17 protein-coding genes are annotated in these 18,895 nt (G+C 41.6%); 11 read left to right on the top strand and 6 right to left on the bottom strand.

All coding sequences use genetic code 11. From position 1 onward, the window contains the following. Nucleotides 1-146: 146 nt before the first annotated feature. The 6 genes from CWC18_RS03230 to CWC18_RS03205 all read left to right on the top strand — a co-directional run bounded on the left by CWC18_RS03230 (nucleotide 147) and on the right by CWC18_RS03205 (nucleotide 5,895). Nucleotides 147-1,157 carry a phospholipase gene (locus tag CWC18_RS03230; protein WP_138592812.1) on the top strand — a complete coding sequence of 337 codons (1,011 nt, stop codon included), beginning with the start codon at nucleotides 147-149 and terminating at the stop codon, nucleotides 1,155-1,157. Then, nucleotides 1,157-2,344, top strand: coding sequence for a peptidyl-prolyl cis-trans isomerase (locus CWC18_RS03225; protein ID WP_138592811.1), 1,188 nt, complete (start codon nucleotides 1,157-1,159; stop codon nucleotides 2,342-2,344). The genes CWC18_RS03230 and CWC18_RS03225 overlap by 1 nt, the downstream gene beginning before the upstream one ends. Then, the gene (locus CWC18_RS03220) at nucleotides 2,341-2,856 is read left to right on the top strand and encodes a hypothetical protein (protein ID WP_138592810.1); all 516 of its coding nucleotides are present in this window, start codon (nucleotides 2,341-2,343) and stop codon (nucleotides 2,854-2,856) included. The genes CWC18_RS03225 and CWC18_RS03220 overlap by 4 nt, the downstream gene beginning before the upstream one ends. A gap of 136 nt (nucleotides 2,857-2,992) precedes the next feature. Then, on the top strand, nucleotides 2,993-3,937 hold the full coding sequence (locus CWC18_RS03215) for a GlxA family transcriptional regulator (RefSeq protein WP_138592809.1): 945 nt from the start codon (nucleotides 2,993-2,995) through the stop codon (nucleotides 3,935-3,937). A 13-nt stretch (nucleotides 3,938-3,950) separates the two neighbouring features. Next, a complete protein-coding gene (locus tag CWC18_RS03210) occupies nucleotides 3,951-5,186 on the top strand; it encodes a S41 family peptidase (RefSeq protein ID WP_171041024.1) in 1,236 nt (411 codons plus the stop codon). Nucleotides 5,187-5,232: 46 nt separating this feature from the next. Then, nucleotides 5,233-5,895, top strand: a complete 663-nt coding sequence (locus tag CWC18_RS03205) for a hypothetical protein (protein WP_138592807.1) — start codon at nucleotides 5,233-5,235, stop codon at nucleotides 5,893-5,895. 140 nt (nucleotides 5,896-6,035) lie between these two features. Here CWC18_RS03205 and CWC18_RS03200 read toward each other — a convergent pair whose 3' ends face one another. After that, nucleotides 6,036-7,379, bottom strand: a complete 1,344-nt coding sequence (locus CWC18_RS03200) for an erythromycin esterase family protein (RefSeq protein ID WP_171041023.1) — start codon at nucleotides 7,377-7,379, stop codon at nucleotides 6,036-6,038. Between the two features lie 143 nt (nucleotides 7,380-7,522). Further along, on the bottom strand, nucleotides 7,523-11,407 hold the full coding sequence (gene purL / locus CWC18_RS03195) for a phosphoribosylformylglycinamidine synthase (RefSeq protein WP_138674700.1): 3,885 nt from the start codon (nucleotides 11,405-11,407) through the stop codon (nucleotides 7,523-7,525). Between the two features lie 233 nt (nucleotides 11,408-11,640). Between purL and mltF the strand changes: the two genes are divergently transcribed. Continuing rightward, nucleotides 11,641-13,002, top strand: a complete 1,362-nt coding sequence (gene mltF / locus CWC18_RS03190; RefSeq protein WP_138592804.1) for a membrane-bound lytic murein transglycosylase MltF — start codon at nucleotides 11,641-11,643, stop codon at nucleotides 13,000-13,002. A 93-nt stretch (nucleotides 13,003-13,095) separates the two neighbouring features. After that, entirely contained in the window at nucleotides 13,096-13,254 is a 159-nt protein-coding gene (locus CWC18_RS20960; RefSeq protein WP_171041022.1) for a hypothetical protein, read from the top strand. On the opposite strand, the gene tadA is transcribed toward CWC18_RS20960, so the two are convergent. After that, on the bottom strand, nucleotides 13,245-13,748 hold the full coding sequence (tadA, locus tag CWC18_RS03185; protein ID WP_138592803.1) for a tRNA adenosine(34) deaminase TadA: 504 nt from the start codon (nucleotides 13,746-13,748) through the stop codon (nucleotides 13,245-13,247). The genes CWC18_RS20960 and tadA overlap by 10 nt on opposite strands. 157 nt (nucleotides 13,749-13,905) lie before the next feature. On the opposite strand from tadA, the gene CWC18_RS03180 reads away from it, so the two are divergent. Next, the gene (locus CWC18_RS03180; RefSeq protein ID WP_119860131.1) at nucleotides 13,906-15,210 is read left to right on the top strand and encodes an inosine/guanosine kinase; all 1,305 of its coding nucleotides are present in this window, start codon (nucleotides 13,906-13,908) and stop codon (nucleotides 15,208-15,210) included. Between the two features lie 29 nt (nucleotides 15,211-15,239). Here CWC18_RS03180 and glsB read toward each other — a convergent pair whose 3' ends face one another. Together glsB and hpf are read right to left on the bottom strand one after the other, a co-directional pair. Next, nucleotides 15,240-16,157, bottom strand: a complete 918-nt coding sequence (glsB, locus tag CWC18_RS03175; RefSeq protein ID WP_138592802.1) for a glutaminase B — start codon at nucleotides 16,155-16,157, stop codon at nucleotides 15,240-15,242. A 96-nt stretch (nucleotides 16,158-16,253) separates the two neighbouring features. Further along, a complete protein-coding gene (gene hpf, locus CWC18_RS03170; RefSeq protein ID WP_119860129.1) occupies nucleotides 16,254-16,610 on the bottom strand; it encodes a ribosome hibernation-promoting factor, HPF/YfiA family in 357 nt (118 codons plus the stop codon). Nucleotides 16,611-16,954: 344 nt separating this feature from the next. Here hpf and CWC18_RS03165 point away from each other — a divergent pair, with 344 nt between their 5' ends. Beyond that, on the top strand, nucleotides 16,955-17,722 hold the full coding sequence (locus tag CWC18_RS03165) for an HAD-IIB family hydrolase (protein WP_138674699.1): 768 nt from the start codon (nucleotides 16,955-16,957) through the stop codon (nucleotides 17,720-17,722). A 61-nt stretch (nucleotides 17,723-17,783) separates the two neighbouring features. Here CWC18_RS03165 and CWC18_RS03160 read toward each other — a convergent pair whose 3' ends face one another. After that, nucleotides 17,784-18,161: an MmcQ/YjbR family DNA-binding protein gene (locus CWC18_RS03160; RefSeq protein ID WP_138674698.1), complete on the bottom strand. Its 378-nt coding sequence runs from the start codon at nucleotides 18,159-18,161 to the stop codon at nucleotides 17,784-17,786. Nucleotides 18,162-18,336: 175 nt separating this feature from the next. Here CWC18_RS03160 and CWC18_RS03155 point away from each other — a divergent pair, with 175 nt between their 5' ends. Continuing rightward, nucleotides 18,337-18,711 carry a BlaI/MecI/CopY family transcriptional regulator gene (locus CWC18_RS03155; RefSeq protein ID WP_119860164.1) on the top strand — a complete coding sequence of 125 codons (375 nt, stop codon included), beginning with the start codon at nucleotides 18,337-18,339 and terminating at the stop codon, nucleotides 18,709-18,711. Nucleotides 18,712-18,895 lie beyond the last annotated feature (184 nt).

Raw genomic sequence — 18,895 nt, 5'->3', positions numbered from 1 at the left:
GATCATACCTGAGCAAAACAACATCAACAATAACAACTTTTAACAGAAGGACACACACCCAAAAATTAACATTATATTAATGAAAGGTTCATATTAGTTCCGTTTAATAACCTATCAAAATAGAGTTATTACTTTACGAGGACAATATGAAAAAAATACTCGCACTATGCTCACTTGCACTCATGGGTTCAAATGCCTATGCGTTTAGTCAAGAAACTCACAAACGGATTGTTATTGATGCAGTCAATTATATGGCACAAAATCCAACGACAACGCAGTACAATAAACTTAAACAATATGCCAATGCCAACAACTTAACCATAAACGCATTAGCTAATTTGTTAGGCCAAGCAGCCTATGATGTTGATGACTTTGAAGATACATTTTTTTGCGGGGCAATAACCGGAGATTGCGTACAAGCACCTCTTTGGGGCGCAGCCCAAAGTATCGTTAAATATACCAGTTATTGGCATTTCCAAAACCACACACAAGGTGCTGATAGCCACGGCAATGATTTTGGCGGTTATAACTATGAAAAACTAACCGTTTGGGGAAATGTCGACAGCTTAGCTGCGACATGGCTAAAAGGGGATTACTTAGATGATGGCGCTGGTGGCGAAACCGGTTGGTTTAGGGCTGATGACACCCAATACAATACCTATGGAGTGACCGAAGCCAATTACCGAGTTGATAGCCATTCAAACTACAGCATGTATGATGATTTTGAAGAGATGCCTTTTCAACCTATCGATAATTTAGGGCAATATTGGTATCAGAGCTTTTTACAAAGTGGTCAACCCCAATTACTTGGCTTTGTTTTTCACACCACCGACTTGTTGCAACCTCATCATACATGGACTACTTCAGCTTTAAACCATTCAAGTTGGGAGTCTTGGGTTAAAGACTACTATGATCAAGAAGATTTAAATAACCTGCAACTTGTGCGTTCAGCAATGGCAACTTTTACACCTATCGCCAAAAATAGCCAAGACATTAGACCTTTATTAACGCAAGGCGGTGCTTTTTCTTATGCCCAAGGCGGAATAGTCCTCAATTCACAAGATCATTACGATCGCCTAACAACCGCCAAACAAGTGATCCCCCATGCAATTGCCATGGTTGTTCACCTGCTTAATCACGCAATGGTTAGTCGCTAATGCGGGGGATATTCATTTTATTGGCAAGCCTTGTTAGCTTGCCAACGATGGCAAACATCACATCGTTCAGTGAGTCTGAAGTTGCACTCATGCATACCGTATTTTCACAACACCAAAGTGATTTTACACGCCACAGTACGCAAGCCAGACTCAATGAAAATCAGTATTTACTGGCCCAAGCGCATAAACATCAACCGCAGTTGCTTATTCGTCAAGCAGATGTTGGCTATGCAACAGTATTTCATACTCGTCGTTACGTGTTGTCATTATTAAAAAATCACTTTAGTGATATTCACTTACCTTCAGCCCCAAAAATTGATTGGTCACTCTATACCAAAACCGCATTGCTTGCGGCTTTACCCCCCTACCCCAATGATAACCAGTATTCGCCCATGCAATTAACACAATTAGAAAGCATTAACTTGGCGCCTTTAACTGGCATGCCATTTACCCTTGCCGAGCTAATGTTAGAGCAGTCAATGCAAAACCGCTATAAGCTCCACCAAGGAGACTATGCGTTATTTAAAAAGTTAATTGGTGATATTAGGCAGTATCATCACCTTGTGACATCTTTAGCGACCCATCTAACCCACTCAGGTATCGCATTAAAACATCTTAACCTGATAGCTTCAGGGGAACTACTGCGCTCTCCTATGCTAAATTATTTTGGCGTGCAATCGCATATGCATGGTGAACGAAGCCCTTATGTAGAAGCACTTAAGCGAAAAATCACTCACTCTGACATCACCGCATTTTATGTAAAAAATAAAGCCGACTTTAAGCACAAAAGTCGTGTAACTGCTAGCGGCGTTCTGTTTTCAACTTCACAAGCTGCCACAACCTTTAAACAACTAGCACAAGCAACCAGTATCAAAAACGCACTAAAACAATACGCATTAAAGAGCATATTTGCAGATACCCAAGGTAAAGTCACTCGAAAACAAAACAGCCAATGGGCACACCAAGTGGTATTTAGCTTAAAAGAGTCTTTGTTAGCTGGCCCAATAAGAAGTCCGGACGGAAAGTGGCTTGTTGCGCAAACTCACCATATAAAGTTTGACTATCACGCTATCGACTCAGAAACAGTAAGATATCAAGCAACCCTTGCACTGATAGAAGATTTGGCACAGCAAACTTACCGACAAAACAAACAAGCTTGGCTGAACACACATAAGTTATCACTATGAACTTGCTAAAATTAACCCTCATAACACTCTTACTCTGTGCATTTGGCTATTTTTTGATAGCCATTACGCCTCAATCTCAGCCATTGATAGAGCATAATAATGGCTCGACTGTACGTAAAAAAACACCACACATAGAAGATGATATTCGCACTACAATTAACCAAAATCAGCCTCCTGTGGTCAATCAAATCAGTTCACTGGATCAGGTGAAAGCATCCATTCAAGCTCAGCCCTATATTCCACCTATTACTAAGTCCAAAAATACACGTTCTTACTCTGGTGAGCTAGATGATCACCAGGCATATAAGCAATTTCATGCACACCAAGAGCGCGAACTTAAAATGGCATTTATTAGCGCCTCTAAGCAAAAAATAGTGCGTTTAGAAATGCTTATAGCCCGTGGAATACGAGAAGGCCTCAGCCAAGAAAAAATAGAGTTCGCGAAAGAGAAGGTTTCAGGGCTCAAGGCCATGAATGAACAATTAGAAAATGAGCTTAATCCTCCACACTAATGTACTCAGGTGCAAACACGTTGGTCAGTGTTTATTTAGCAGCATATATATTTTCATCTAAAATGTCGGTTTTCGTCGTGAATATGCCATAACCGACATTTCAGTTCCTTGTATACTCAATTTCAAGGAGGATATTATGACTAAAAAATTACTTTTCTTTGTAGCGGACGGCTTTCAGGCACTTGATTTATTCGGCCCACTCGACGCATTCATGGAAACCAATAGCTTTGTTAGTGAGTACTACTCAAGTCAGTTATTCAGCTTGAGAAGAGGTGAAGTAAAAAGTACTCATGGGCAAAAAGTTCTGGTTGAATATACGCTCGATGATGTATTAGACGTCGATTATTTAATTATATGCGGTGGTGCTGGCATGCGCACTTTAGCGCTAAATAATACCCAAACCAAACAGCTGAGAAACCTCGCAGATAGCGCTAAAAAAGTGATGAGTATCTGTACAGGGTCATTTATCCTAGCCCAACTTTATCGCGATAAACCCCTGAATATCACCACACATTGGCGTCACTGTAATGATTTGGCATCACGGGCCAGTCATTGCGATGTTTCACCCGACCCACTTTATATAGAAGATCAAGGTGTTTGGTCTTCTGCGGGCGTGTTATCCGGTGTTGATCTCGCACTGGCAGTGATCCGTTCTGATCATGGTAACGTTATTGCAGCTAAGGTTGCTAAAGAATTAGTGGTTTACCTGCAAAGAAGTAGCCACCAAAGCCAGTTTTCTGATTTGTTAGAGATACAAAGCAATGAAAGTATCCGACTTTCCCCTTTGTTAGATTGGCTCATTGAAAATATTTCGTCCCCATGCACAGTCACTGAAATGGCTGAAGTATGTGCATTAAGTGAACGTCAATTAACAAGGCTTTTTAAGAAATACTTTAATACAACGCCTAGTCAATACTTTAAAAAGATGCGATTAGATCGCGCCAAAGATTTAATGAACTTGGAACATCCAAACCTCTCGCTAATAGCCTCTCAAGTGGGGTTTAAAAGCTATGATAGTTTCAGACGCGCCTTCATGGAACGTTTTGGTATTTCTCCCTCTCACTATTTAATTAATCATTAGAAAGAGAATGATTATGTTTAAACAATTACTCTTAATATTATTTTCGTTGTGCTGTACTGCTACCGCTGCACAACCACTGAGCGCAGCGCAATGGAAAAAAGATATTCTTAATCTTCAAGCAAGTGTTAAGCAGCACCATATCAACCCATTTCACACTATTAGCGAGAGAACATTCGACCAACATGTAAGCCAGTTACTTAGTAAAGTCCCTCATCTCAATGAAGCAGAAATAGAAGTACAAATATCTCACTTATTAGCAAGCCTTGGAGACGGACATAGCAATTATAACCTCATGTCAGGCCCTCACCGTCATTATCCATTTAAGTTTCAGTTTTTTGGAGAGCATTTACGCGTTGTTGCCACAGCTAAGCCTTATCAGCACCTTATTGGCAGTGAATTAGTCGCTATCAATTCTATTGCTATCTCTGAACTGCAAAAAAAGCTCCAGCCCTATATTGCTGGTGTTGATAATAGATATAGCTTTAAGGTTCGCTTTGCTTTTCAAATTACCATTGCAAAACTATTATTTGGGAGTGGTGTTAGTCGCGAGCAATACACGGCCAAATTTACTTTTAAACAAAACACCATGGCAAACACACACACTGTAAAAGCCGTCTCTATGCATCAATTTGCGCAGATCACTCGCCCATTCAAGCGCACTAACCCAGCACTCACATGGCAACCCATCAAACTCGATGGTATTAGGTTCGCAATTCTTCCCGCTTACGATACAGTATATATTGACTTCGATCACTACCCCGAACCGCTCTCAGTTATCACACAGTGTGATGCCATTCAAAAAACCATTAAAAAAAGTAATGCCAACGCATTAATTATCGATTTCAGAGGTAACGGTGGTGGTAACTTTTACAGTGGATTAGCCTTGTCATCTTGCCTACTCCCCCTCGATCAATTCGACTGGCAAAATAAGATTGCCGTACTTATCGACCATGTCACCTTTTCAGCTGCAATGAGTAACGCTGCGCAATTTAAATCACTATTGAACGCCCAAATTATTGGTACACCAAGCGGAGGCGATCCTAATCATTATAGCGAAACCCATCGGCTTTCTTTACCACACTCACACCGTCGTTATAGCTTATCAAAACGCTATTATTCGTTTAATAGTGTTTCATCAGACGCACTGTATCCGGATAAACACCTCTCGCAATCATGGGATGAGTATCAACAAGGCATAGATCAACCGTTGCTTAGCACGCTTTCTTTATTTAAAAATCTCCAGAGGTAACATACATCACGCTATACTATAGTGACCACTTCATATAGAGATACCAATGAGAACTTTATTACTAACACTGTGCATGCTTGTATTGGGCAATGTGTATGCAGCCGAAAAAGAAAAACAACTCCCTCCGTTAAACCCTGCCTACAAAGCAGAGCATGCGATGGTGCTAATGAACCGAGGTTCTCGAATCTATGCAGCTAACTTTCCAACGTATACAACCCCACACGATGTGCAAGTGGTCTATCAAATAGATAACCCAGATGTGGCATTTTTAAATTTAGTAAGAGATGCAAACCTTATCACTATCAAGCCAAAGCCATTCAATATTGAACGCTTAATGCGTGGTGAAGAGATTACGGTAACCGCCGATATTTACGAAGGGCATTACAAACAAGGGGGCAGCTTAGTATACAGCGACCGCGACATTGTATTTAGTAAACAGCTCTATTCTCGTAAGCTCACTGAATTGGCTGAACCCTCAAAATGGCAAGAATACGATATGATCACGGTTAAAGGTACTGAACGTATTTATGTACACAAAATCCAAAACAAACCGAGTTTTAACCATTTGATTTTTGTTGACTTAACGGGAGCGTGTTTACAAAAATTCAGAACCTCAAAAGTGGTGCCACCAGCCAATGAATTAATCTACAAATTCGTCAACTGCGGCACGCTCAAGCAACTTTACTATGATACAAGTGGTTTAGAGTAAAAGAGATAACGCCTTTTGATGTTAAACCACTGAAGTCTGCCTGTATATGAAAGCATAATACAGGCAAGGGGCCATTCATTAGTTACCTATACTTTTTCATGACGCCAATGGTATTTAGCGATTACCATCGCTAAATATAGCTATAAGTAATCAGGTAATGTCGATGATTTAACCATAATAATGCCGTCATATACTTTTGCGAGCTCAACTTGAACATTAGTCGTTCCCCAGTACTTAGTTTCGTAAGGCTGGTGTAACCAATCATCCTCAAGGCCTGGCTGATTTATTTTACTAAAGGGTAAATATAAAACATCTTGATTTACAATAGTCGTCAGCGACTCTAATGAGCTTGGATTATGAGGCCTTACAGATAACGATTCCCTGCTATTACCAGCGCTGGCACCTTGGTTCATATATAGCCCTATTGAAAATAAGTCATCACCAAAGTATTCATTCAGGTGCATGCCCATTAACGGATATTGCGTTCGGTGATCTGAAAAATACTCAGCAATATGTGTATTATGTGCCCAAATAGCTATCTTGTCATTCGGATAGAGCTCGGTAGCTAACTGAATAACGTTGTCAGCCATACTCTGATCTCGGCTCGCCATTCCCTCAGCAATGGTTCCACCAACTCGCACCTCTTCTAAGCCCAACATTCGGGAGAATGATGTTGCTAAAAATCGCGCTGTTTTTGATGTCATAGTAGAATCAGTAAATAATGCTTGAAGCTTATCTATAGCAGCTTGTGCATCAGGTAAAACTGACAAAATAGTGTCACATGACTGACTATTGCCTTGTATTTCACATGAATAACTCAACCGTGATATTTGTGCAATATCTAAAAATAAAGATTCTATATCTAAGGTAGTCAACACACCTTCTTTATCAATCGCACTTTCAAAGTATTCAGTCATATAACTGGGCGTATCTAATAACCCTGATAATTGAACATCAAACCCCACAACTTTTAAAGGCCTATCGGTTGATTGAGTGTTAACAATATACTCAAACAAATCAAGTACTTCATGTGAGTGCCAGAGACTAAATAGACACCCCTGTAGTAAGTCCCGACTTGCGAGCTCTCGCTTTTGATTCACGTCTTGATTACAGGCAAACGCCGAGCTTTCGAAGGCGACAACATTGAAATCATGATTTTTATGTAAGTACTTTATTATTCTTGTTTTTATTTGACTCATTTGTTTCGAGCCATGGGTGCTTTCACCCAACTGTACAATCCTTCGTTCTCCAATGCTCGCAGCCAACGTGTCTAAATCATTTACGCTATTTTCATCAGTTAATGAAATCAAAGGTACATGATTTTGTGTCACATAACGCTGATAAGCAACTTCCCCTCCCAAGCTTGAAGCACTGTCAGTTTGTACCGCTGTGACTGAACCGCTTTCCCCCTCACTAGAACCGCAGCCGCTCAACATACAACTTGTAATAATAACGGAAAATATACCCAACAACTTAGCGCTCATAAGACTTTCCTTTTCAAAATCAACATTCAAGAAGAAAATTAGCATATTATTCAAACAGAAAAAACCTTTACTGTGCAGGTAAAAGAAACAAAAAAAGGCCGCATAAGCGACCTTTTTAACACGATAGATTGTACTAAGTTAACTTAGCCAACATGCCTACGTGCATTGCGGAACATACGCATCCACGGGCTGTCTTCTTTCCACTCATCAGGATGCCATGAGTTTGCCACTGCGCGGAATACACGCTCTGGGTGAGGCATCATCACAGTTGCACGACCATCAGTAGAAGTTATACCCGTAATACCTTCAACAGATCCATTCGGGTTATTAGGGTATTGCGTGGTTGGTTTACCGTAGTTATCAACAAATTTCAATACCACAGTACCAGAGTTAATGGCTGTATCTACTGCACCCTGGTTTGAAAATTCAGCATGACCTTCACCATGAGAAACAGCAATAGGCATGCGAGAACCCGCCATGCCTTTAAAGAACACTGATGGGCTTTCCTGCACTTCAACTAAGCTAAAGCGCGCTTCAAAGCGCTCTGATTTGTTCGTAACAAAACGTGGCCAGTGCTCAGTGCCTGGGATCAGCTCTTTCACTGTTGACAGCATCTGACACCCATTACACACGCCTAAGCTGAATGTATCTTCACGGTGGAAGAAGGTTTGGAACTGCTCGCGCGCCATATCATTGAACAAAATAGACTTCGCCCAGCCTTCACCGGCACCTAGTACGTCACCGTAAGAGAAACCACCACATGCCACTAAGCCTTTGAACTGCTCAAGTGTTAAACGGCCTTCTAAAATATCACTCATGTGAACATCAACAGCTGCAAATCCAGCGCGGTTAAACGCAGCGGCCATTTCGATATGTGAGTTAACCCCTTGCTCACGCAAGATAGCCATTTGTGGTTTTGCACCAGTTGCAATATAAGGCGCTGCAATATCTTCGTTTAAATCGAAGCTTAACTTCACGTTTAGACCTGGGTCTTTGGCGTCAAATTTAGCATCAAATTCTTGCTTAGCACACTCTGGGTTATCACGAAGTGCCTGCATTTGATAAGTCGTTTCGGCCCAAATAGTACGAAGTTCAGTACGAGTATTACTCAGTACCGCTTTACCTGCGCGGTTAAATACCACAGTGTCTTCGCTATTTAATGCGCCGATTTCATGACTGATAGCCGTTAAACCATGTGCAGCAAGTACACCGTGTACTGCGCTCAAGTCACTGTTGCGTACTTGAATCACACCACCAAGCTCTTCGTTATAAAGTGCTTCAATGTCGCTACCTACCAAGCTATCTAGGTTCACAGTCACACCCGTGTGACCCGCAAATGCCATTTCCGTCACGGTCGTAAATAAACCACCGTCAGAACGGTCATGATAAGCAAGTAGCTTTTCATCAGCCACTAACGCCTGCATCGCATTGTAGAAACCTTTTAATAATTCAGGGCTGTCTACATCTGGCGTTTTATCACCTAGCTGCTTATAAACTTGTGCCAAGCTTGATGCACCCATGCGGTTTTGACCCGCACCTAAATCTAATAAAATGAGTGATGTTTCACCTTTGTCAGTACGTAATTGTGGCGTTACTGTTTTACGAATATCTTCAACACGACCAAACGCCGTAATGATCAATGACAGCGGAGAAGTCACTGACTTTTCTTCGCCATTCTCATCCCATTTGGTTTTCATCGACATAGAGTCTTTACCAACCGGAATAGTTAAACCTAATGCAGGGCACAGCTCTTCACCCACGGCTTTAACCGCTTCATAAAGACCCGCATCTTCACCAGGGTGACCGGCCGCCGCCATCCAGTTAGCTGATAACTTGATGTTCTCTAAGCTACCAATGTTTGTTCCTGCGATGTTAGTCAATGACTCAGCCACTGCCAAACGTGCTGATGCTCCATAGTTAAGTAATGCCGCAGGCGTACGTTCACCCAGGGACATTGCTTCACCGTGATACGTATCATACGTTGCCGCAGTTACCGCACAGTTTGCAACTGGTACTTGCCACGGGCCAACCATCTGATCACGGGCAACTAAGCCCGTTACCGTGCGGTCACCAATGGTGATCAAGAATGTTTTTTCTGCAATTGCTGGCAAACGTAATAAACGTTTTGCAGCCTCTTCTACATCGATGTTAGCCGTTTCAAGGGCGCTGCCTTCAACCTGTTGAGAAGTCACATCACGGTGCATTTTAGGCGCTTTACCTAACAATACATCCAACGGCAGATCCACTGGGTTGTTGTCAAAGTGACTATCAGAAACGGTTAAATGACGTTCCTCAGTTGCTTCACCAATCACCGCATATTGTGCACGCTCACGCTTACAAATGGCTTCAAAACGGTCAAAGTCTTCAACACCTACTGCTAATACATAACGCTCTTGAGATTCGTTACACCAAATTTCGTGTGGTGCCATACCCGGCTCATCGTTCGGAATATTACGCAATTGGAATTTACCACCACGGCCACCATCATCTACCAATTCAGGGAAAGCATTTGATAAACCACCCGCACCCACATCATGGATAAAGGCAATGGGGTTTTCATCACCTAACTGCCAACATTTGTCAATCACTTCTTGACAACGACGCTCCATTTCAGGGTTCTCACGCTGTACCGAAGCAAAGTCTAAATCTTCGTTAGATTGGCCTGATGCCATTGATGATGCTGCACCGCCACCTAGGCCGATGTTCATGGCAGGACCACCCAGTGCAATCAGCTTTGCACCGACTGGAATTTCACCTTTTTGGACATGGTCGGTACGAATATTACCTAGCCCGCCCGCCAACATAATTGGCTTATGATAACCACGCACTTCTTCGCCGTTATGGCTCGTTACTTTTTCTTCATAAGTACGGAAATACCCCAGTAGATTTGGACGACCAAACTCGTTATTAAATGCCGCGCCACCTAGTGGTCCTTCGGTCATAATGTCGAGTGCGTTAACAATACGCCCAGGCTTACCAAAGTCGCTTTCCCAAGGTTGTTCAAAGCCCGGAATACGTAAGTTAGATACGGTAAAGCCCACTAAGCCCGCTTTTGGTTTAGAACCACGGCCAGTTGCACCTTCATCACGAATTTCACCACCTGAGCCTGTTGAAGCACCAGAGAAAGGCGCAATAGCAGTTGGGTGGTTGTGGGTTTCAACCTTCATCAAGATTTCAATGTTCTCTTGATTATAAGTGTACTCACCCTCTTTATTTGGGAAGAAACGACCTGCTTTAGAACCCTTCATTACTGCGGCATTGTCTTTATAGGCAGACAATACGTTTTCTGGGTTATTTTCAAAGGTATTCTTAATCATTTTAAACAATGACTTAGGTTGTTCAGCTCCGTCGATTGTCCAATCTGCATTGAAAATCTTATGACGACAATGCTCAGAGTTTGCTTGCGCAAACATAAATAATTCGATGTCGTTCGGATTACGCCCTAACTTTTGGAAGTTTTCTACCAAATAGTCAACTTCATCATCTGCTAATGCAAAACCTTGCTCTACGTTTGCTGTTGCTAACGCTTCACGGCCACCACCTAAAATATCAACCGATGACATTGGACTAGGTTCATCAACACTAAATAACTTGCCTGCACTTTCAAGCTCTGAATGCACGGCTTCAGTCATGCGGTCATGTAGTAGTGCCGCCGTTGCTGATAATTGCTCAGCGGATAACTCGCCTTCAACATAATACGCAATACCACGCTCAACACGGTGTACTTGGCTTAAACCACAGTTGTTTGCAATATCGGTTGCCTTTGACGCCCAAGGTGAAATCGTGCCTGGACGAGGTGTAACCAAAATTAACTGACCCGCTGGCTCATGCTCAGCGATTGTCGGACCATACTCCAACAGCTTGTTTAACTTAACCAATTCGGCTTCAGATAGTTCACTTGTTAAATCAGCAAAATGCATGAATTCAGCATAAATACCTGTGATAGGTAGGTTCGCGTCAGCGCAGCTTTTAAGGATTTTTTGAACTCTAAAATCAGACAGTGCAGGAGCACCACGTAAGATCAACATAGGTATTTTCATCCGGGGTTAGGGATTGAACGATATTTTGGGTCGCCATTATAGTAGAAATAGCGGTTAGGTTTAACCCAAAATTGTCAAAACTCGTAAAAAATACCTCACCTAATTTAGCCAACACCGTAAAATTTGGCTTTGTTGTATACAAAACAAGGTGCTGGGAGTTTTGCTTTCATTAGACAATTTCGTTAACGTAGCTTATTACGAGGTTTTCTTAAGGCGAAAAAATGCAACAATTAAGGCTGCTCATCATGGTTGTTGTCATACTTTTGATAACCGGATGCGATAAAACCCCACCCAATCAACTAGAGAAAATAAAGCAAAAACAGGTCATTAAAGTTGGTACCTTGGTTGGTCCAAGCAACTACTTCCAATCTCAAAGAGCAGAACAAGGCTTTGAATATGAGCTAAGCCAACATTTTGCTCAGTATCTAGGAGTTCACCTTCAAATTGTGCCCTTTTTTAGCCTTACAGAACTTTTTGAGCGTTTAAACAGCGGCGACCTTGATTTGGCGGCATCCGGATTAAGTTATCATCCGTTACGAAAATACCGCTTTGGCCCGAGCTACCGAACTGTAAGCCAAAAATTAGTCTATAAGCAGGGACGTGTTCGTCCCAGAAGCTTCGCAGATATTGATGCGCCAATCATCGTCATTGACGGCTCTAATCATGCATTGTCGTTAGAAAAAATTCAGTACGAGTATCCAAGCTTAGAATGGCAGACAACCAACAATTTAGATGAAGAAGAGTTACTTCAAGCAATCATTGATGAAGAGATTGACTTTACCATTGCCGACTCACACACCCTAGCCCTGTTTCGCCGTTATCACCCCAATGTGAGTATTGGTTTCTCCGTAACACAAACCGATCACGTTGCGTGGGCTTTGAGAGACGATCATGACGACTCTTTATATGCGTTACTGATGCCTTTTTTTGAGAGTATGAACAATAGCGAAACACTGTACGCATTAGAAGAAAAATACTTTGGCCATATCGATGAATTTAACTACGTAAATACCCTTGCTTTTGTTGAGGCCAGTAATGACACATTGCCCAAATATCGCGCTTGGTTTGAAGAGTATGCCGGCGAATTAGACTGGCGTTTATTGGCTGCACTCAGTTACCAAGAGTCGATGTGGAACCCACGCGCTAAATCCCCAACTGGCGTGCGGGGCATTATGATGCTCACTCGACCTACCGCAAAGCAGGTTGGCGTAACAAACCGATTAAAGCCGGAACAAAATATTCGCGGTGGTGCCAAGTATTTACAAAAACTGATTAAGCGTATTCCTAAAAATATTCCTCAACCTGATAGAACTTGGTTCGCACTTGCATCGTATAACGTGGGATGGGGCCATGTGAATGATGCAAGGAAAATAACAAAGCAACAAAACAGCGATCCTGATAGTTGGGCTGAGGTAAAAAAACGACTACCCCTTCTAATCAAAAAGCGCTACTATCGAAAAACAAGATATGGATATGCACGTGGAGATGTTGCCATCCAATACGTTGACAACATTCGTCGTTATTATGACGCTCTAATATGGTTAGATGAAAATGGGGCGCTCAATACAAGCAGTGACAAATAAAAAGCGTCAAATTGATGCAAGTGTCATACTATTGCAATACATCCCTGTAATTCTGCCATGTGTGTTTTTTCTCTCACAAATAAGGAGGTGCCGATGCTTAGAAGACGTCGAACTCACCAATTTAAACGAAACACTCAACATACTAAGGCGAATCGCCGCCGCGCTATAATCAAAAGTAACCACAAAAAGGTACTGTTACGTCGCAAATTATTTGCACAGCAACAAATGGAAGAAATCGCGGCTCAGCCCTGAGTCGCTTGTTTTGCCTTCTTTGCAGCTTTGATTTCTTTTCTACGGCGCTTAAAAAAATCTGACAGTTTTTGTGCACATTCCTCTGCCAATACACCCTGAGTTACTTCTAATTGGTGGTTTAATTTAGGCTCGTTGACAATGTTCATTATTGACCCCGCAGCACCGGTTTTAGCATCACTGGCACCAAACACAAGTCTTTTTAAACGACTATGCACCAAAAGACCCGCGCACATTGGGCACGGCTCTAATGTGACATATAAGGTACAATCAACTAATCGATAGTTCTCTAACACCTTCCCAGCTTCTCTCACAGCTAACATTTCTGCATGTGCAGACGGATCGTGATTGCAAATAGATTGATTCCACCCCGCTGCAATCATTTGATTATCTTTAACTATTACAGCTCCGACGGGGATCTCATTTTGTTGTTCCGCTCGGTCTGCATAGTCAAGCGCTTTGGCCATCCAGTATTGATCTTGTTCTATTTCAGTCATTGATTTTCTGTCGTGCTACTATTAAGAGGGGTTCGTCAAGAGTAAATATACCACATATTATTGCTAAAATTACCAAAATGACATGGCTCAACACGGCACACTTACGCTATAATTCGCCGCTTTTTTTATTTCTTGAGCTCAAACACACGGGTAAAACATGAAATTTCCGGGACGCCGTAGGCATAAACATTATTTTCCAGTGGAAGAGAAAGACCCTCTAATAAACCAATTGGGCAATGACGACAGATTAAAACGCAGCTATATATGTGGTATCGACCAAATCGTCGTAGATATTGAAGCCAAAGTAGATCAAGCTTTCCTTGATGAATTTGGTTTACAACGTGGTATGTCACAAGTGATAGCCAGTGATATAACCAATGCCTTATATGAGCGCCTCAAGCGTGAAGATATGGTCGACTATGAGTTCGCTGGTGGCACAATTGGTAACACAATGCACAATTACTCGGTGCTGGCTGACGACCGCTCGGTATTACTTGGTGTAATGAGTGAAAACATTAACATTGGTAGCTACGCATATAAATTTTTATGCAATACATCTAGTCGTGTTGATTTAGATCACTTACAACCAGTTGGTGGGCCGATTGGTCGCTGCTTTACACTGATTGATGACAGTGGCGAACGTACTTTCGCAATTAGTGCTGGTTTAATGAACTATTTGCGTCCAGAGTCTATTTCAAAGACCTTGATCCAAGAAGCGTCGGCGTTGGTGATCAGTGCATATTTAATGCGGACTACGGGTGATGAAACAATGACCCAAGCAACTATGCAAGCCGTAGAATATGCAAACCAGGCAGGTGTTCCTGTGGTACTGACCCTTGGCACTAAGTTCTTAATTGAGCAAGATCCAACTTGGTGGGCCGAATTTGTCGAAAAGCATGTTGATATATTGGCGATGAATGAAGAAGAAGGAGAGGCGATCACTGGATTCTCAGATCCATTACTAGCCGCTGACAAAGCGCTAGATTGGGTGGATTTAGTCATTTGCACGGCAGGTCCTAAAGGCTTGTTTATGGCCGGGTATGTTGAAGATAGCGTAAAGCGTGAAACTGAATACCCCCTACTGCCAGGCGCTATTCCTGAATTTAATCAGTATGAATTTTCACGTGCCATGCGCAAGGCCGATTGTCCAAACCCAATTCGCGCCTATAGCCACACAGCACCTTATATGGGCGGCCCTGATACCATAAAGAATACCAATGGTGCCGGTGATTGCGCACTTGCTGCTGTGCTACATGACTTGTCTGCCAATGAATATCACAAATTGAATGTGCCAAACTCAGCAAAACATGAGCAAGCCGCAATTACATATTCTTCCCTTGCACAAATCAGTAAATATGCGAATCGTGCAAGTTATGAAGTATTAGTGCAACATTCACCACGATTGTCACGTGGTCTACCTGAACGAGAAGATTCTTTAGAAACCTCTTATTGGGATAAATAGCCCCAATAAGAGAGAATATTGAGCTTGAGTTAAAATATCGCCGTGCCGAGTTCTTCGCTTAAGAACTCGAGTGCGGCAATACCTGCCACTGAATTACCGACCTTATCTAGTCCTGGTGAACACACCGCCACAGTAAATTCATTTGGTAATACAGCAATAATCGCACCAGACACTCCTGATTTACCCGGCATACCTACTCGATAAGCAAAGTCTCCTGCGGCATCATATAACCCACTGGTAAACAACAGTGAGTTTAACTGCTTGGTTTGTTTTGCACTGAGCAGTTGCTGCTTACTTTGTTGGCAATAACCTTGATTTGATAAATAGGAAAAAGTCTTTGCAAGCTCTAAGCTATCGAGCTCAATCGCACAGTAATTAAAGTAAGACCACAACACTTCTTCTACTTCATTATTAAAGTTACCAAACGATTTCATCAAATAGGCCATCGCTGCATTTCTATAGCGATGCTCAAATTCAGACTGTGCAACTCGTTTATTTATTTTTACTTTGTCATTGCCTGATTGTGCGCGGTAATGCTCCAACATTGTATGGATTGGCGCGCCCAAGCGTGAATATAACGCATCACACGTCACTATTGCACCGGCATTAATAAACGGGTTTCTAGGTACACCATTCTCAAACTCCAATTGAGTTAACGAATTAAAAGCGGTACCTGAAGGTTCTTTGCCCACACGTTGCCATAATTCATCACCATAGCGCTGCAGTGCCATAGTCAGTGTCATGACCTTTGATACCGATTGCACAGTAAAACGTGCACTCATATCACCGGCATAATAACTTTGCCCATCCGTGGTTTGAATAGCAATAGAGAACTGACCAAGGGGCTGCTCAGCTAATGCGGGAATATAGTTAGCCACTTTACCTTGAAAACGTAAAGCTTCAATGTGATCAATGACTCGATCTAATACAGCTTGGTAATCAGTCATAGGTTTCATTTATAAATCAAAAGAAGCTGAGTCTAACATAAAAAAAGGGCCTATCTAGGCCCCTACTCGATGTTTAATTTCGTTATGCATTAACGCTTAGCGTAATTCCATTTCTTGGATAATTTCGTGTGCAATTTCCGGTGTCGTACTTACAGGCTTTTCGTGTAGATTTGCTTTTAATTGACCTTTGCGGTGCTTTAGTGCGGCATCTAACTTTTTAGCTGCACTGGCAATCGCTGGGTACATGACCTCATTCTCACCTTTCACAGAAATGCTCACACCTGAATAAGTGGTCGTAATTTCAGTGTAATACTTTTTGTGTTCGTTACTGATTATAATGTCAATAGACAACAGTGATGGAAAGTGACTCTCTATTTTGGCAAACTTTTCTTGGACGTGGCTCTTCACTGCATCAGTAACATCTACGTGGTGGCCTGAAAGATTGATTTTCATAGGGTATCCTTTTTTTTGCTTACCTCATTAATAGTATTAAGGCCATTTTAAGAATACTCAAGACCAAAATGTAAGATATTTTTAATAAATTGCAAATACATGACGCAAGCTATAAAACCTCTTTACACCTTATTAATAAAAATCATTTGGTTAGTTTTAAAATCGCAATAATTATATCCCATCTATCAGAACAACTTATTTTTACCTGACAACTATGTGGGTCACCTAGCGCCAAAAGTAAACATACGACACCCACCTTCATGAAAATTCACTTCATAAAACTTTAGACAGACCCTTAATTTAATTGCAGAATAGGCACTTATTCATTATTGCTAGGGATCAGTATGAACGACATCCACAACTTTGTTTTCGATTTAGATGGCACCTTAATTTTTGAAGGTAAGCCACTCAGTAGCCCAATAGCAGATGTCCTCATAGCATTAGAGCAATCAGGTATTAATACGTACTTTGCAACAGCTCGTCCATTAAGAGATACGCTACCCGTTTTACCTGAGTACTTTTGGGATCATACTTTAATTGGTTGTAATGGCGCGATGATCAGCAAGCAACAAAAAGTCACCAATGCCAATGCATTCAATAAAATGCAAATCATTAAGCTACTTGAATGGCTAGATGATAAAAATATAGCCTACCTTTATGACGGTCACTATGACTACGCAGTTTCTGATAAACCACATGAGTTTCACCAATGGGTGGCAAAGTTAGGCACACAACCAAGCTGTAATAACACTTTGCGCCAACAGCAAGTCATTAAGCTATTAATACTCGAGGGTCACCATTTCGACGAAATAAATACCTACTGCGAACAACATTTAGACACCTTCACCTACTACCATCACAGTGGTACGAATTGCTTTGATATCGTTACACAACACAGTAATAAACTCAGCGCACTTCAAGCATTACAACTGGACTTGTCAAAAACAGTTTGCTTTGGCAATGATCATAATGATGTCGCAATGTTAAATGCCGCACATAAAGCCGTTGTCGTTGGTGATGGGATCTCACTATCACGTGACTATACATCAGTATGCAAAGATACTATTTTAGAGCACTTAACTTCACTGTTGGCGTCAAAAGTAGCATCATAACTCACTCATAAACAATCCAAGCAGCCTTGATATGCCACTTTGTAAATAAGTCCATTCTAAGCTAAACGTGAACCAAGATAGATGTCTGATCTTTCTTGGTCATTTTACTCACCACCAGCAAAAATGAATTATCTACCATACGTTCAATCTCACCTTGCGCAATAGAACCATCTAAAATCACCGTATTCCAATGTCGCTTATTCATATGATAGCCGGGGATCACCGCTTCAAAAATATCTCGTAAAATGGCAGCCTCATCAGGATCACACTTTAGGTTTACCCACCAATGTGCGCTGTTCTCTTGACCTATTTTACCAAGCGCTAACGTCGCAAACATTTTATCTTTCACTTTATATACATCAATGCCTTCGCCAAATGGTTGACTAACACTCGCAAACGGCTTATTCAGTAAATAACGGTTTAGTTCATGATTTTCCATACGCCACATTTCCCATTTAAAAACGATAAACCAAAGGCTCTGGGTAATTTTTATCTATTCATATCTAGCATACAGGATTATAAACCACAGTAAAAAAATACAGCTGCGACTTGTGTCGCACTTTTAAACTTGATAAGGTGTGACATATGTCGCAAAGATAATAAGTCAGCAAGCAATGAAACCAAACACAACCGAACTCGAGATCCTTAAATTACTCTGGCAAAAAGAGCCTCGTACTGCACGTGAGCTTCACGAAGAAATTGCCCAGCAATTTGAATGGAGCTATTCATCGACTCGCAAAACCTTAGAGCGTATGCATGATAAAGGCTTTTTAAACATCACCCAGCAAGGTAATAAAAAAGCTTTTACTGCAACTTTACTAAAAATGCCCACATTGGCACTCTATGCTAACGACTTTGCGAAAAACATTCTTGAAATTGACGGGCCTCTCCCCATAGCAATGTTCACAGATAGTCGCCTTATCGAATCTGACGAACTTGATGAGTTACAATCTCTGCTCGATGACCTTGCCGATGAGGAGAATAAATAGTCATGCTGATGACACTTATTCTCAGTACAGGAGCCTGGTTATTTAGCTGCCTAGTACTTGTCAAGTTGGGGAAATTACTGATGATAAAAGATAAAGCGCAAGCAAACTTATGGTTTGCACTATTAACCTGAGCTGCGCATAAGAAATTGAACTAAATTCCCTTATGGTGATCAGATCTTTCGAC

Origin of the sequence: Pseudoalteromonas aurantia (assembly GCF_005886875.1) — a bacterium.
Lineage (GTDB): Bacteria > Pseudomonadota > Gammaproteobacteria > Enterobacterales > Alteromonadaceae > Pseudoalteromonas > Pseudoalteromonas aurantia_A.
The sequence above is the reverse complement of the archived record's forward strand: the minus strand, read 5'-3'. Positions and strand labels throughout refer to the sequence as shown.